9 protein-coding genes are annotated in these 13,560 nt (G+C 70.1%); 8 read left to right on the top strand and 1 reads right to left on the bottom strand.

Annotation, left to right across the window (positions count from 1 at the left end):
* The first annotated feature begins 192 nt into the window (after window positions 1-192).
* The 4 genes from ACWTPI_RS28640 to ACWTPI_RS28625 all read left to right on the top strand — a co-directional run bounded on the left by ACWTPI_RS28640 (window position 193) and on the right by ACWTPI_RS28625 (window position 5,600).
* Window positions 193-945: a hypothetical protein gene (locus tag ACWTPI_RS28640; RefSeq protein WP_454733425.1), complete on the top strand. Its 753-nt coding sequence runs from the start codon at window positions 193-195 to the stop codon at window positions 943-945.
* Entirely contained in the window at window positions 942-3,008 is a 2,067-nt protein-coding gene (locus ACWTPI_RS28635; protein ID WP_454733424.1) for an ATP-binding protein, read from the top strand. Before ACWTPI_RS28640 ends, ACWTPI_RS28635 begins: the two co-directional genes overlap by 4 nt.
* A complete protein-coding gene (locus tag ACWTPI_RS28630; protein WP_454733423.1) occupies window positions 2,992-4,146 on the top strand; it encodes a Wadjet anti-phage system protein JetD domain-containing protein in 1,155 nt (384 codons plus the stop codon). Before ACWTPI_RS28635 ends, ACWTPI_RS28630 begins: the two co-directional genes overlap by 17 nt.
* 374 nt (window positions 4,147-4,520) lie before the next feature.
* A complete protein-coding gene (locus ACWTPI_RS28625) occupies window positions 4,521-5,600 on the top strand; it encodes a porin (protein WP_454733422.1) in 1,080 nt (359 codons plus the stop codon).
* A gap of 190 nt (window positions 5,601-5,790) precedes the next feature.
* Here the strand turns inward: ACWTPI_RS28625 and ACWTPI_RS28620 are convergent, their stop codons facing one another.
* A complete protein-coding gene (locus tag ACWTPI_RS28620) occupies window positions 5,791-5,961 on the bottom strand; it encodes a hypothetical protein (RefSeq protein ID WP_454733421.1) in 171 nt (56 codons plus the stop codon).
* 332 nt (window positions 5,962-6,293) lie between these two features.
* Between ACWTPI_RS28620 and ACWTPI_RS28615 the strand changes: the two genes are divergently transcribed.
* The 4 genes from ACWTPI_RS28615 to ACWTPI_RS28600 all read left to right on the top strand — a co-directional run bounded on the left by ACWTPI_RS28615 (window position 6,294) and on the right by ACWTPI_RS28600 (window position 13,558).
* Complete coding sequence (locus ACWTPI_RS28615; protein ID WP_059411497.1) at window positions 6,294-7,319, top strand: helix-turn-helix domain-containing protein; 1,026 nt, start codon at window positions 6,294-6,296, stop codon at window positions 7,317-7,319.
* A 145-nt stretch (window positions 7,320-7,464) separates the two neighbouring features.
* Window positions 7,465-8,955 carry a phenylacetaldehyde dehydrogenase StyD gene (gene styD, locus ACWTPI_RS28610; RefSeq protein ID WP_020201044.1) on the top strand — a complete coding sequence of 497 codons (1,491 nt, stop codon included), beginning with the start codon at window positions 7,465-7,467 and terminating at the stop codon, window positions 8,953-8,955.
* Window positions 8,956-9,143: 188 nt separating this feature from the next.
* Complete coding sequence (locus ACWTPI_RS28605) at window positions 9,144-11,306, top strand: PQQ-dependent dehydrogenase, methanol/ethanol family (RefSeq protein WP_454733420.1); 2,163 nt, start codon at window positions 9,144-9,146, stop codon at window positions 11,304-11,306.
* 89 nt (window positions 11,307-11,395) lie between these two features.
* Window positions 11,396-13,558, top strand: coding sequence for a TonB-dependent receptor family protein (locus ACWTPI_RS28600; RefSeq protein WP_454733419.1), 2,163 nt, complete (start codon window positions 11,396-11,398; stop codon window positions 13,556-13,558).
* Window positions 13,559-13,560 lie beyond the last annotated feature (2 nt).

The following is a 13,560-nucleotide window of genomic DNA, read 5'->3' as shown; positions in this document are numbered from 1 at the left end:
CGCTCTCAGCCGCCTGGCCGGCGGCATCTCAAACTCCCCGCAAAGCCTTGCCAGTGGCCGGTCTCCGGTAAAGGCTAAACCAAAATCGCTTCTCTCCTGACGTAGACCTGCACCTGCGGGTCTGCCGAGCCACGGCCCGCGCCTGAAAGGCGTTGGACCGGACTCGCTACACCTTGCATCCCCACGAGCGGCATGGGGACGGCGCCGGCGGTGCAGGCGCTGGGCGGGGCGGGCGCGGGCGTGACGGGAGGTGGAGCGGCGGCAGGCGGTGCAACTGCGGTAAGCGCGGCCGGCGCGACCTCGCTGTCATTAGCCCCGATCGGCTATGGGGCGATGGCGGGAGCGGCGGCGGCGGCGCTGAGCCAGGGGGTGATGATTCTGGCGGGCGAGCAGCATGGATTCAACTGGAAGGGTGTGGCGCTGGGGGCGGTGGGAGGCGCGATCTCGGGCGGCTTGGCAGGTGCGGGCGTAGGTTCGTCGCTCAACCCGATTGGCGCCGGCATGGTACGCGGGGCGATCGGTTCGGCAGCGACGCAGGGCGTGGCGCTGGCGAGCGGGATGCAGCAGCGCTTTGACTGGCGGGGCGTGGCGGCATCGGCGATCGCCGGTGGGATCGGTGCGGGGATCGGCGAGGCGGCCGGCGCGGCGAAATGGAGCCCGCTGGCGCGGCAGGTGAGCAGCGGTTTGGGGGCTGGATTGGCGAGCGCGGGAGTGCGGGGGGATTTGTCGGCACAGAGTCTGGGGTATATCGCGGCGGACTTGGTGGGGAATACGATCGGGAACCAGGTGGCGGAGCGGTTGGTGGAGGGAATGGGGCGGGTGGAGGGGGGGGCAATGCGTTGGGTAGCGACTTGGCGAGCCGGAGTTCCAGCATCAACAGTTCGAATGGCGACGCCCATGCAAGAGAAGTCGAACGGCTGCAGGGACTCGCCGATGACGAATTGAACGGCGTTACCCGAAGTGGCGCTGGCGGCCGCGACACTTCGCTGTCGATGTCGTCGAACGCGGAGCTTTTCGAGATAGCGCTCGGACATTCCAATATTCCGGGGCAGTACCAGCAATTCAGGAGCGACCTGGCGGCACACCTTGCGTTGACCGACGACGCCTTGCCGTTTGTCGCGGAATTGATGGAGGTGCAGGCAGAGCAAGCCCAGTGGCGCGGCGCCATCGAACGTGCCGTTGGCGGGCACCGCCTGCGGCTGATGGTGCCTCCTGACGAAATGGAGGCGGCATTGTCCTGGGTGAACGGACGCGACAACCGCTTGCATGTCCGTTTGCTGGAAGTGAGAGTGGCCACGCAGGCTGTCGATGGCTTCAACGATGGTTTCATGCGCAAGCTACGGTTCAAGGACCATGCATACCAGGATGCGCTCAGGCACTTCCTGGTCGACATCGACCGGCATTGCGTCGCCTCGCCCCAAGCGCTCAAGGGCACGCCGCACGGCATGACGGCCCAGGGCCTGATGTCGGGCAAAAGCGGGTTTTTCGAGAAACAGGACAAGACACCGCTGAATCAGGGCTGGCTGACCGGATTCGACAACAAGGACCGCCTGGCGGCGCTGCAGCAGCAATTGGCAGAGGCCAGGGCCGGGCTGGCGGCGCAGCAGAGGCAGTTCGAGGCGGCCAAGGCGGAAGTCAGCGCGCTGCGCATGCTCCAGGGGGCGTTTACGCGGTTGCTGGAGCTGCGGTTCGAAGACATCGACCTGCCGGCAGCCGAGACAAAGCTGGCAGACCTGCAGAGGCAAGTGTCCATGCTTGCCGATCCTGGCACGGACACCGCCAAGGCCAAGCGTGAGTGGGAAGCGGCGAAGCTCGCTCTGTCCGAGACCAAGACGGCGTATAGCAAGAGTCTCGCACTGGATGCCGTGCTGCGCCGGGAGAGGGAGGTGGCACGGACGGGGCAGGAGCGTGCCTATCGCCCCTGCGGCAGCGGTTTGACCGCACCGCAGCAGGCGCTGGCGCGGCAGCACTTCGATCTCGCGGCGATATCGGGGACAGATGCGCTGGAAGACCACGAGACCGCGGCGGAACAGGCATTGCGAGAACGACTCAAGGTGCTCGAGCGCGATATCGGCCATTGCGAGAAGGATCTCGTGCGCAACATGGGCATTGCCAAGGGCAAGGATACCGGCAGTCTCGCCGATGCCGGCACCGATCTCGAAGACGTGCCGCAATACCTGGAACGCCTGAAGATCCTCACCGAGGAAGCGCTGCCCGAGAAGCAGCAGCGTTTCCTCGACTATCTGAACCATTCCTCTGACCAGGGCGTGACGCAGTTGCTGGGCAGCATCGAGAACGAGGTGGCGATCATCGAGGAGCGCATCGAGGATCTCAACAACACCATGCGCCGGGTCGATTTCCACCCTGGCTGCTACTTGCGGCTGGAGCCGCGCCAGGTCGTGCACGAGAGCCTGCGCACGCTGCAGCAGGCGCAGCGCACCTTGCGTTCGGCGACGCTGCTGGACGACCAGGGCGAAGGCCAGTTTCGGGCGCTGGCGCACGTCGTGGCCTTGCTGCGCGAAGCCAGCGAGCGGCGTACCACTGTCGCCGCGCGCGCATTGCTGGATCCGCGCTATCGCCTGCAGTTCGCCGTCTCCGTGATCGAGCGCGGCACTGCTCGCGTGGTGGAAACGCGCACGGGTTCGCAGGGCGGCAGCGGCGGCGAGAAGGAAATCATCGCCAGCTACATCCTGACCGCTTCGCTGAGCTACGCCTTGTGCCCCAATGGCAGCAGCAGGCCGCTGTTCGGCACCATCGTCCTGGACGAAGCCTTTTCCAAGAGCTCGCAAGCGGTGGCGGGCCGCATCATTTCCGCGTTGCGGGAATTCGGCCTGCACCCGCTGTTCGTCACGCCCAACAAGGAAATGCGCCTGCTGCGCGCGCATACCCGTTCCGCGATCCTGATCCATCGCCGGGGACAGCAGGCCACCATGACTTCGCTGAGCTGGGAAGAACTGGACGAAGTGGCCCGCGTGCGGCAAGGAAGGCGCGATGAAGTCACCGGCTGAGCTGGCCGCGAAGCTGGGCCGGCAATGGCAGTCGGCTTCGTTGCGGACCTCACGCCTGCTCCAGCGGGGCCATTGGCCGCTGCGGCTGATGATCGGGCGGCCCACGGCGGGCATCTTCGCCCGCGAGACCGAGGCGGTCCGGCGTCATGCCCAGTCCTGGCGGCAGGTGCGGGTCGGCAAGGTGGCCTGGGAAAGCACGGTCTACCGTGCCGGCGAAGCGCCGGTCGAGCTGCCTGTGGCATGGGAGATCGGCACGCCATCGGAGTGGATCGAGGCTACCGGCGACGCCGCGATCCAGGCCGAATACCGGGCGCTGGGGCAGCTGGTGGAAGGCGTGGATCCGCTGTTCCACTCGTTGATCCTGCGTCATCGCAGCCTCGCGCTGGATCGTCCCGCCGGGGAGGTTTTCAAGGCGAGCGAGGTCGCGCTTGCCCTGTCGCCTGGCTGCGCCGGCGGGCGCCCGTTGCGGGCCGTGACGGTCTGCAACATCGACAGCAAGTTCCTGGAGCGTAATCGTGCACTGCTGACGCAGATGCTGGATGCCCGCTTCGGCGGGCTGGCGGGTGGCGCCGGGCTGGAGGCCTTCCTGGGCGCGGCGGAGGACAGCGATCACTGGCTGCTGGTGGCGCCGCTGGTGCCAGGGCTGCTGCCGTTCGCGCAGCAGCGCGTGCCGGTCGGAGAGCTGGCTGGCATGCCGGGAGAAGCCAGCCGCATCCTGATCGTGGAGAACGAACGTTGCCTGCACCAGTTGCCGGCGCTGGCCGGCACAGTGGCCATTCTGGGCGCGGGATTGCACCTCGGCTGGATGCGTCAGGAATGGCTGATCGGAAGGCACGTTGCGTACTGGGGCGATCTCGATACCTGGGGCCTGGCGATGCTGGCCGGAGCCCGGCGGGCATTGCACGGTGTCAGGCCCGTGCTCATGGATCGCGCGTGCTTCGATCGCTACGCCCCGGCGCTCGCGGTCAATGAACCCGTGCGGGCAGGTGCCGAGCCGCCGGAAGGCCTGGATGCGGCGGAGGCGGCCTTCTACCAGTATCTGTGCGGACTGGAACGTGGCCGGCTCGAGCAGGAGTTTCTGCCGGCGGACACGGTCGCTGCCGCGCTTGGCGCATGGCATGGGCAAACGCAGCAATAGGGTGCCGATGCGTTTCTCGCTCGCTGCGGCGGCCTCCATTGTTCCTGCAAAGCCGCTTCCCATCCTACCGGCAGCGCCGCCTGATCGAATTCCTGCAGGCGCGCTTCGCCGCCTTCGACGCGGAATATCCGTTTCCCGGCTAGTAGATCCGCAACTCGGCCCACCTCGCCATGCGCGGGGGTACCGCCATGCTGTTGGGAGCACATTACGCCCTGCGCACGGGGACGGGCGGTCACGCGGGGCCGCAATATGACCGAATTATTGCGTTGTACGGACATAAAGCTTTCACGAAAGGTGGAGAGAATGCGTCAGCCGCAACAGCTTCAGGCTCGTGGCAGATCGCCTCATCCATCCATAAGACTGAGAACAACCCAGTGAAGAAAGCTCTCCTCGTAATGACCGCCGCGGCCGCAGCCGCAGCGTCGGGCGCCACGTTCGCCCAGACCACCTCGGGCGTGACGCTCTACGGCATCGTCGACGCCGGCGTCGAAGTCATCAACCATACGCCGGCCACCGGCTCGGCCGGCGGCACCGTGACCCGCCTGAATTCCGGCAACCTGTCCGGCTCGCGCTGGGGCGTGCGCGGCGTCGAAGACCTCGGCGGCGGCCTGAAGGGCATCTTCGTGCTGGAAAGCGGCTTCGACATCGACACCGGCCTGTCCGGCCAGGGCAACCGCCTGTTCGGCCGCCAGTCGTATGTCGGCCTGCAGGGCGACTTCGGCGCCGTGACCTTCGGCCGCCAGCAGAACGCGCTGTACGACCTGTTCGGCGCCTATGACCCGATGGGCGTGGGCCCGCGCTACTCGCTCAACAACGTCGACGCGCAGTTCAACGGCCGCGCCGACAACGCCATCAAGTACACCGGCAAGTTCGGCGGCCTGACCGCCACCGGCTTCTACAGCTTCGGCCGCGACGCCACCGTGTCCAACGGCAGCGAAGTGCCGGGCGCGAACAAGGTCGGCCGCAACTATGGCGCGGGCCTGTCGTATGCCGTGGGCGGCCTGTCGATCGGCGGCGCCTACGACCAGTACCAGGGCGCATCGGTCGCGCTGCAGGACCGCAGCGCCAAGCGCGCGGCCCTCGGCGCCGCGTTCGCCTTCGGCGACGCCAAGGTGTTCGCCGGCTACCGCTGGCTGCGCGACGACGGCACCGCCAGCACCACCGCCGCGGTTCAGCGCAGCAACGTGTACTGGACCGGCGCGAGCTACAAGTTCACGCCTGCCTTCCAGCTGACCGGCGCGGCCTACTACACCGACACCAAGAACAGCGGCGGGGATCCGTGGATGTTCGTGCTGTCGGGCGACTACTCGCTGTCCAAGCGCACCGATGCCTACCTGAACATCGGCTACGTGAAGAACAAGGACGGCTCGTCGCTGGGCCTGAACGGCGCGGGCACGGCCCTGGTGGGCGCGAACCAGACCGGCGCCACCATCGGCGTGCGCCACCGCTTCTGACCTGATGCCTGACACCTGACGCGGGGCGGATTCGTCCGCGCCGCGCAGTGACAGCGGGCGTGCCGGGGACGACCCGGCACGCCAAGTCTCATATCGACCTTGCCTGGCGCAGGGATCGTTGGGCCGGTCGGACGACCGGCCTTTTTTCCGTCCGTCATTCCCGTTCCTGCCTGCCCCGTGCCTGCCGCGGTCATTGCTGCCGCGCGGCATCCATCGGCTCGTCCACGAGGCAGTGGGCGAGGGCCGTGCCGCTGCCGTATTCGGTGTCGTGCAGCGTGAGCGCCCCGGACAGGCAGATGAACACGGTCATGCCGGCCAGGGCGGCGAGCAGGCAGAGCGTGAGAAGCGGCAGTCTTCGCATGGCCAATCCTCCGGACGGTTGCGGCATCGGCGCCGGCGTTTCCCGGATGCATCGCATTTCCCGTGCCGGCCGCGCGCGGGGCACAAAGCCGCCTTTGCCGTGCCTCAGGGAGCGCCTGGCGCGGCCGCGCTGTTGGGCGGCGCCAGACAGCCGCGTGCGCCGTGTGCGCGCGCCGCAGACAGGGGCGTGCCGGCCGGCGCGGCTGGCCTCGACGCACGCGGCGGCGCCGGCCGGGTAGTTGCGCCGATTGTCCGAGCCGCGGCTTTCCATTAGGCTGGCCCACTGCTTTCCGATCCCGCCGGCGCCGCAGCGCCGGTCACTGGAGATGCCCGATGCCCGCCGTGCCAAGCCCGCCGCAGACCGCGTCCCGCCGCAATGGCCTGACCTTCGAGCAATGGCGCGAGGCGATCGACACCAGCTTCCTGCCGCTCGCGTATTCGCGCCAGGCCAGCGGCCGTTTTCATTGCAGCTTCAGCTATGCGCGCTTTGGCGCGTGCGCGGTGGCGGACCTGGAGGTCGACGCGCACCGCGTGGCGCGCGAGCCGCGCCACGCGGCGGCGTCGGACGCGGGCTTCTTCAAGATCTTCTGGCAACTGAGCGGGCACAGCCGCGTGGCGCAGCGCAACAACGCGGCCGAGCTGGCCGCGGGCATGTGGTCCATCTACGATACCGCGCAGCCCTACAGCATCGACATGGGCGAGCGCAGCCGCGTGCTGGTGCTGCTGGTGCCGCAGGCGCACGCGTTCGGCTGGCGCCAGGCGGCGGCGAACCTGGGCGGGCAGGCGCTGCCGGGCGAGGGCGCGGCGCGCATCGCGGTGTCGGCGCTGGGCGCGCTGCTGCACGACACCTGCGCGGGCCACCTGCTGGACCATCACGGGCAGGCCGTGCTGCAGGACTCGGTGGTGTCGCTGATGGAGACCGCGCTGCAGGGCGCGCGCGCGGCGCAGCCGGCGGCCGGCGACATGGACGGCGTGGCCGGCGTGGCGGGCGCCGCGGTGGCGCGCCGCCTGGGCGAGGCGCGCATGCGCCGGCTGGCCGAGTTCGTCGATGCCCAGCTGCATGATCCCGAGCTGTGCGCGCAGCGGCTGGCCACCGTGCTCAACGTGTCCCGCCGCACGCTGTACAACCTGTTCCGCGAGGCCGGCCTCACGCCCCACGCCTACATCCTGTCGCGGCGGCTGCGCCAGGCCGCGCGGCGTCTGTCGGGCGAGCCCGGGCGCACCATCACCGAGATCGCCTTCGCGCTCGGCTTTGCCGATGCCGCGCATTTCAGCCGCGTGTTCCACGAGCGTTTCGGCATGAGCCCGTCGCAATGGCGGCAGCGGCACGCGGGCGCGCATATTGCGCTGCCGCACTGATCCGTCTCTCCGGCCGCGGTCCGCTTTCGCCGCGCTTGCACGCATCGGCAAGCTTTGTGCACGGCCAGACAAGCCATGCGCGCGGGGCCGATGCTAACTTCGTTCTCCATGACAAGGCGCAAGCCGACAATGACCGGAGACGAAGATGAATGCACCCAAGGAAGCCCGCGGCGGCCTGGACCAGGCCATCCGCAATGCCATGCTGGTCGACGGCGAGTGGCGCCAGGCCGCGTCCGGCGAGACCTTCGCCGTGTTCGATCCGGCCACCGGCGAGGCCATCGCGCGCGTGCCCTCGGGCGGCGCGGCCGACGTCGATGCGGCCGTGGCCGCCGCCGGGCGCGCGTTTGCCGGCGGCGCCTGGCCCGCCATGACGCCAGCCCAGCGCGAGCGCCTGCTGCTCAGGCTGGCCGACCTCGTGGAGCAGCACGCCGACGAGCTGGCCCGGCTGGAGACGCTCAACAACGGCAAGCTGCTGGCCTTCGCGCAGGGGCTGGAGGTGGCCGGCAGCGTGCAGTGGCTGCGCTACATGGCCGGCTGGGCCACCAAGATCGAAGGCAGCACGTTCGACATCTCGGTGCCGTTCCCGCCGGGCACGCGCTACCGCGCGTCCACGCGGCGCACGCCGGTGGGCGTGGTGGGCGCCATCGTGCCGTGGAATTTCCCGCTGCTGATGGCGGTGTGGAAGATCGCGCCGGCGCTGGCCTGCGGTTGCACGGTGGTGCTCAAGCCGGCCGAGGAAACGCCGCTGACCGCGCTGCGGCTGGCCGAGCTGGCGCTCGAGGCCGGCTTTCCGGCGGGCGTGTTCAACGTGGTGACGGGCGACGGCACGACCGGCGCGGCGCTGGTGGCGCACCCCGGCGTGAACAAGATCACCTTCACCGGCTCCACCGAAGTGGGCCGGCTGATCGGCGCGCGCTGCGGGCAGGACATCCGCCGCGTGTCGCTGGAGCTGGGCGGCAAGAGCCCGGTCATCGTGCTGGAGGACTGCGACCCGGCGCGCGCCATCGAGGGCGCGGCCGGCGCCATCTTCCTCAACCAGGGCCAGGTGTGCACGGCCGGTTCGCGCCTGTACGTGGCGCGCCGCCACTACGAGCAGGTGGTCGAGGGGCTGGGCAAGGTGGCCGACGCCACGGTGCTCGGCGCCGGGCTCGACCCGGCCAGCCAGATGGGGCCGCTGGTATCGGCGCGCCAGCGCGACAAGGTGATGGGCCTGATCGGCACCGGCCGCAGCGAGGGCGCGCAGATCGTCGCGGGCGGCACCGCGCCGGAGCGTCCCGGTTATTTCGTGCGGCCCACGGTGGTGGCCAACGCGGCGTGCAAGGACCTCACGCTGGTGCGCGAGGAAGTGTTCGGGCCGGTGGTGGTGGCCATGCCGTTCGACGACCCGCAGGCCGTGCTGGCCGAAGCCAACCGCTCGGAATACGGCCTCGGCGCCAGCATCTGGAGCAACGACCTGCGCGCGGTGCAGCGGCTGGTGGACGGGCTCGATGCCGGCACGGTCTGGGTCAACACGCACAACATCGTCGACCCCAACATGCCGTTCGGCGGCTACAAGGCGTCCGGCGTGGGGCGCGAGCACGGCTATTCGGCCATCGAGTCGTACACCGAGATCAAGTCGGTCTGCATGGCCTACTGAGCGGCGCCGGACCCCCTCGGGGTAATTCCGGGTATTTAAAAGGTCCGCGTTGCACACATGCTTGGGCCTGCCGCATGCGCCGGCGTGGTGGAGGAGGTCCGCCACGCCGGCCCCGCAGGCGCGGCACCCTCTTGCAGCCCCCCGCAGCCCCGCAGAAGAAGCAAAAAACAAAAGAGAGAGGAGACACGATGCGCCACGAATCCACGCGGGTTCCGTCCCGTGCTTTGCCGCGCCGGTTGCGCGCCGCCGCCGCGCTGCTGGCAGCCGCGGCCATGACGGCATCCCTGCCGGCTGCCGCGCAGGGCCGGCCCGCCCCGCGCGCGGCCACGCCCGACCACATCCGCGCCGTCACGCGCAGCGTCGACGGCGCCTTCATCGAGGCCAACGCGGCCAGGACGCCGGACTGGCCCAGCTACGGGCTGGACTATGCCGAGACCCGCTTCAGCCGGCTCGCGCAGATCAATGCCGACAACGTCAAGGACCTCGGGCTGGTCTGGTCCTACAACCTCGAGTCCACGCGCGGGGTCGAGTCCACGCCGCTGGTGGTGGACGGCATCATGTACGTCACCGCCTCGTGGAGCGTGGTGCATGCGGTGGACACGCGCACCGGCAAGCGCCTGTGGACCTTCGACCCCAAGGTCGACCGCGCGCTCGGCTACCGCGGCTGCTGCGACGTGGTCAACCGCGGCGTGGCGCTGTACCAGGGCAAGGTGTTCGTGGCCGCCTACGACGGCCGGCTGATCGCGCTGGACGCCGCCAGCGGCCGCAAGCTGTGGGAGAAGGACACCATCATCGACCGCAAGCATTCGTACACCATCACCGGCGCGCCGCGCGTGTTCAAGGGCAAGGTCATCATCGGCAACGGCGGCGCGGAGTTCGGCGTGCGCGGCTACATCACCGCCTACGACGCCGGCACCGGCGAGCAGAAATGGCGCTGGTTCACCGTGCCCGGCGACCCCGCCAAACCGTTCGAGGACGAGTCGATGGCCGCGGCGGCCAGGACCTGGGACCCGGCCGGCAAGTGGTGGGAGGCGGGCGGCGGCGGCACCGCGTGGGACACGCTGGCGTTCGACCCCGAGCTCAACCTCATGTACGTGGGCACCGGCAACGGCTCGCCGTGGGCGCGCAGCAAGCGCAGCCCGGCCGGCGGCGACAATCTCTACCTGGCCTCCATCGTCGCGCTCGACCCCGACACCGGCAGATACGTCTGGCACTACCAGGAAACGCCGGGCGACAACTGGGACTACACCTCCACCCAGCAGATGATCCTGGCCGACCTGAACATCGGCGGACAGGCGCGCAAGGTCATCCTGCACGCGCCCAAGAACGGCTTCTTCTTCGTGATCGACCGCACCAACGGCAAGTTCATCTCGGCGCAGAACTTCGTCGACGTGAACTGGGCCAGCGGCTACGACCAGAACGGCAGGCCGGTGGAGATCCCGGCGGCGCGCGAGGGCGACAAGCCTTACGACGCCATCCCCGGCCCCTACGGCGCGCACAACTGGCACCCGATGTCGTTCAACCCGCAGACCGGCCTGGTCTACCTGCCGGCCCAGCACGTGCCGCTGAACCTGATGGACGACAAGAACTGGACCTTCAACGGCGGCCAGCCGGGCCAGCCGCACGGCAACGTGGGCTGGAACACCGCCAAGTTCCTCAACGCCGAGCCGCCCGCGAGCAAGCCCTTCGGCCGCCTGATCGCGTGGGACCCGGTGCGGCAGAAGGCGGTGTGGACCCAGGAGCAGGTTTCGCCGTGGAACGGCGGCACGCTGACCACGGCGGGCAATCTGGTGTTCCAGGGCACCGCGGACGGGCGCTTCATCGCCTACCACGCGGCCAGCGGCGCCAAGCTGTGGGAGTCGCCCACCGGCACCGGCGTGATCGCCGCGCCGGTCAGCTACATGGTGGACGGCAGGCAGTACGTGTCCGTCGCGGTGGGCTGGGGCGGCGTGTACGGCCAGGCCCAGCGCGCCACCGACCGGCAGGGGCCGGGCACGGTCTACACCTTCGCGGTGGGCGGCAAGGCGCCGCTGCCGGCGTTCGCGCAGTACCGCGCCGGCCGGCTGCTGTCGGGCGTGAAGTACGACCCGGCCAACGTCGCCGCCGGCACCGCGCTCTATGTCAGCAACTGCGTGCTGTGCCACGGCGTGCCGGGCGTGGACCGCGGCGGCAACATTCCCAACCTGGGCTACCTGGACACCACCTACATCGAGCATCTCGACAAGATCGTCTTCAAGGGCCCCGCGATGGCGCGCGGCATGCCGGACTTCACCGGCAAGCTGAGCAGGGAGGACGTGGAGAAGATCAAGGCGTTCATCCAGGGCACCGCCGACGCGATCCGGCCCAAGTGAGCGCCGGGCGGCCCTGGCAAACCGCGCGTGATCGGGCACAATCGGGCGGCGGTGGCGCAGGATCCGATCAACGAACCCGGGACAGGCACATGGCGGGCAACAGGGCGCGCGCGCGGGGTGGCAGGCCGGCTGGCGCGCAGGTCGGCGGACCGGCCGGCGGACCGGCTGGCCGGCATGCGCCGCCGCGTCCCGCGCGGCGCCTGTGCTGCCTGGCCGCCGCCTTGCTCGCGGCGGGCGCCGGCGGCGCCTTTGCCGACGACACGCTGCCCGACGTGGTGGTCGGCGCCAGCCGCGCCGAGCAGAAGCGCTTCGACGCGCCCGCCGCCATCGACAGCGTGCCGGTCGACCCGATGGCCGCGCCCAGCGCGCTGGTCAACCTTTCCGAACTGCTGGCCGGCGTGCCGGGCGTGACCGCGCGCGAGCGCCAGAACTATTCGCAGGACCTGCAGCTGGCCGTGCGCGGCTTCGGCAGCCGCTCCACCTTCGGCGTGCGCGGCGTGCGGCTGTTCGTCGACGGCATTCCCGCCACCATGCCGGACGGCCAGGGCCAGGCCTCGACCTTCGACCTCAACAACGCCAGCCGCATCGAGGTGCTGCGCGGCCCCTTCGCGCAGATGTACGGCAATGCGTCGGGCGGCGTGGTGCAGGTTTTCACGCCGGACCCGCCCAGGGCGCCGATGGCGCGCGCGTCCACCGGCTTCGGCTCGGACGGGCAGCGGACCGCCGGCGTCACGCTGGGCGGCGGCAACGACAAGATCGGCGCCACGCTCGACGCCTGGTCCTTCGAGACCGACGGCTACCGCGACCACGGCGCGGCGCGGCGGCGCCAGCTCAACGCCAAGGTGGTGGCCGAGCCGGCGGCGGGCACCCGCCTCACCGCGCTGCTCAACATCTTCGACCAGCCGCTGGCGCAGGACCCGCTCGGCCTCACGCGCGCGCAGGCCGAGGCCCGCCCGCGCCAGTCGGTGCCGCTGTCGGCGCAGTTCGACACCGGCAAGACCGTCAGGCAGACCCAGGGCGGGCTGGCGTGGGAGCAGCGCCTGGGCGAGCGCGACCGCATCGAGGCCCGCGCCTACGGCGGCACGCGCGCATTGACCCAGTACCTGGGCTTCAGCGGCGCCGCGCCGAATTCCGCCGGCGGCATCGTCGACATCGACCGCAGCTATGGCGGCGCGGCGCTGTCGTGGCACCACGACACGCGCTTCGCCGGCCTGCCGCTGCTGTGGAGCGCCGGCATCGAGGCCGACGGCATGCGCGACGCGCGCACCGGCTACGTCAACCAGAACGGCACGCAGGGCGCGCCGCGCCGCGACGAGACCGACACCGCCAGCAGCTACGGCGCCTACGCCCAGTTCGACTGGACCTGGCACCCGGCGTGGCGGCTGGTGGGCGGCGTGCGCGCGAGCCGGGTCCGGCTCGGCATCGCCGACCATTTTGTCACCGCCGCCAGCCCCGACGACAGCGGCAACAACACCTTCGGCAACGTCAGCCCGGTGCTCGGCGTGGTGTGGCAGGCGTTCGAGTCCGTCAACGTCTACGCCAACCTCGGGCGCGGCTTCGAGACCCCGACGCTGACCGAGGTGGCCTACGGCCCTGCCGGCACCGGCACCAACCTCGGGCTGAGTCCGTCCACCAGCCGCCAGGGCGAACTGGGCGTCAAGTGGCAGGGCGCCAGCCAGCGCGTCGAGGCGGCCCTGTTCGACGCCGACAGCCGCAACGAGATCGTGCCGCTGTCCAACGACAACGGCCGCAGCGTCTACCAGAACGTCGACGGCGTGCGCCGGCGCGGCTTCGAGCTGGCCTGGCATGGCGCGTTCGGCGCGGGGCAGCGCTACGGCGCCGGGCTGGCCTACACTTGGCTGGACGCCCATTTCGGCGAAGCCTTCGTCAACGCCCAGGGCCAGACCGTGGCCGCCGGCGCCCGCGTGCCCGGCACCGCGCGCCACAGCCTGAACTTCGAGGCCACCTGCCGCCCCGTGGCCGGCCTCGTGCTGGGCGCGGAAATGCGCGTGGAAGGGCGCGTCTTCGCCGACGACCTCAACACCCAGGCCGCGCCCGGCTACGCCAGCTTCAACCTGCGCGCCGGCTACGCCTTCCGCGTGGGGCGCACGCGCTGGTATGCGTTCGGGCGCATCGACAACCTCGCCGACCGGCGCTACATCGGCTCGGTGATCGTCAACGAAAGCAACGGCCGCTACTTCGAGCCGGCGCCCGGGCGGCGCTTTTTCCTGGGGCTGCGCGCGCAGATCTGACG

The organism is Cupriavidus ulmosensis (assembly GCF_977008105.1).
The sequence above is the reverse complement of the archived record's forward strand: the minus strand, read 5'-3'. Positions and strand labels throughout refer to the sequence as shown.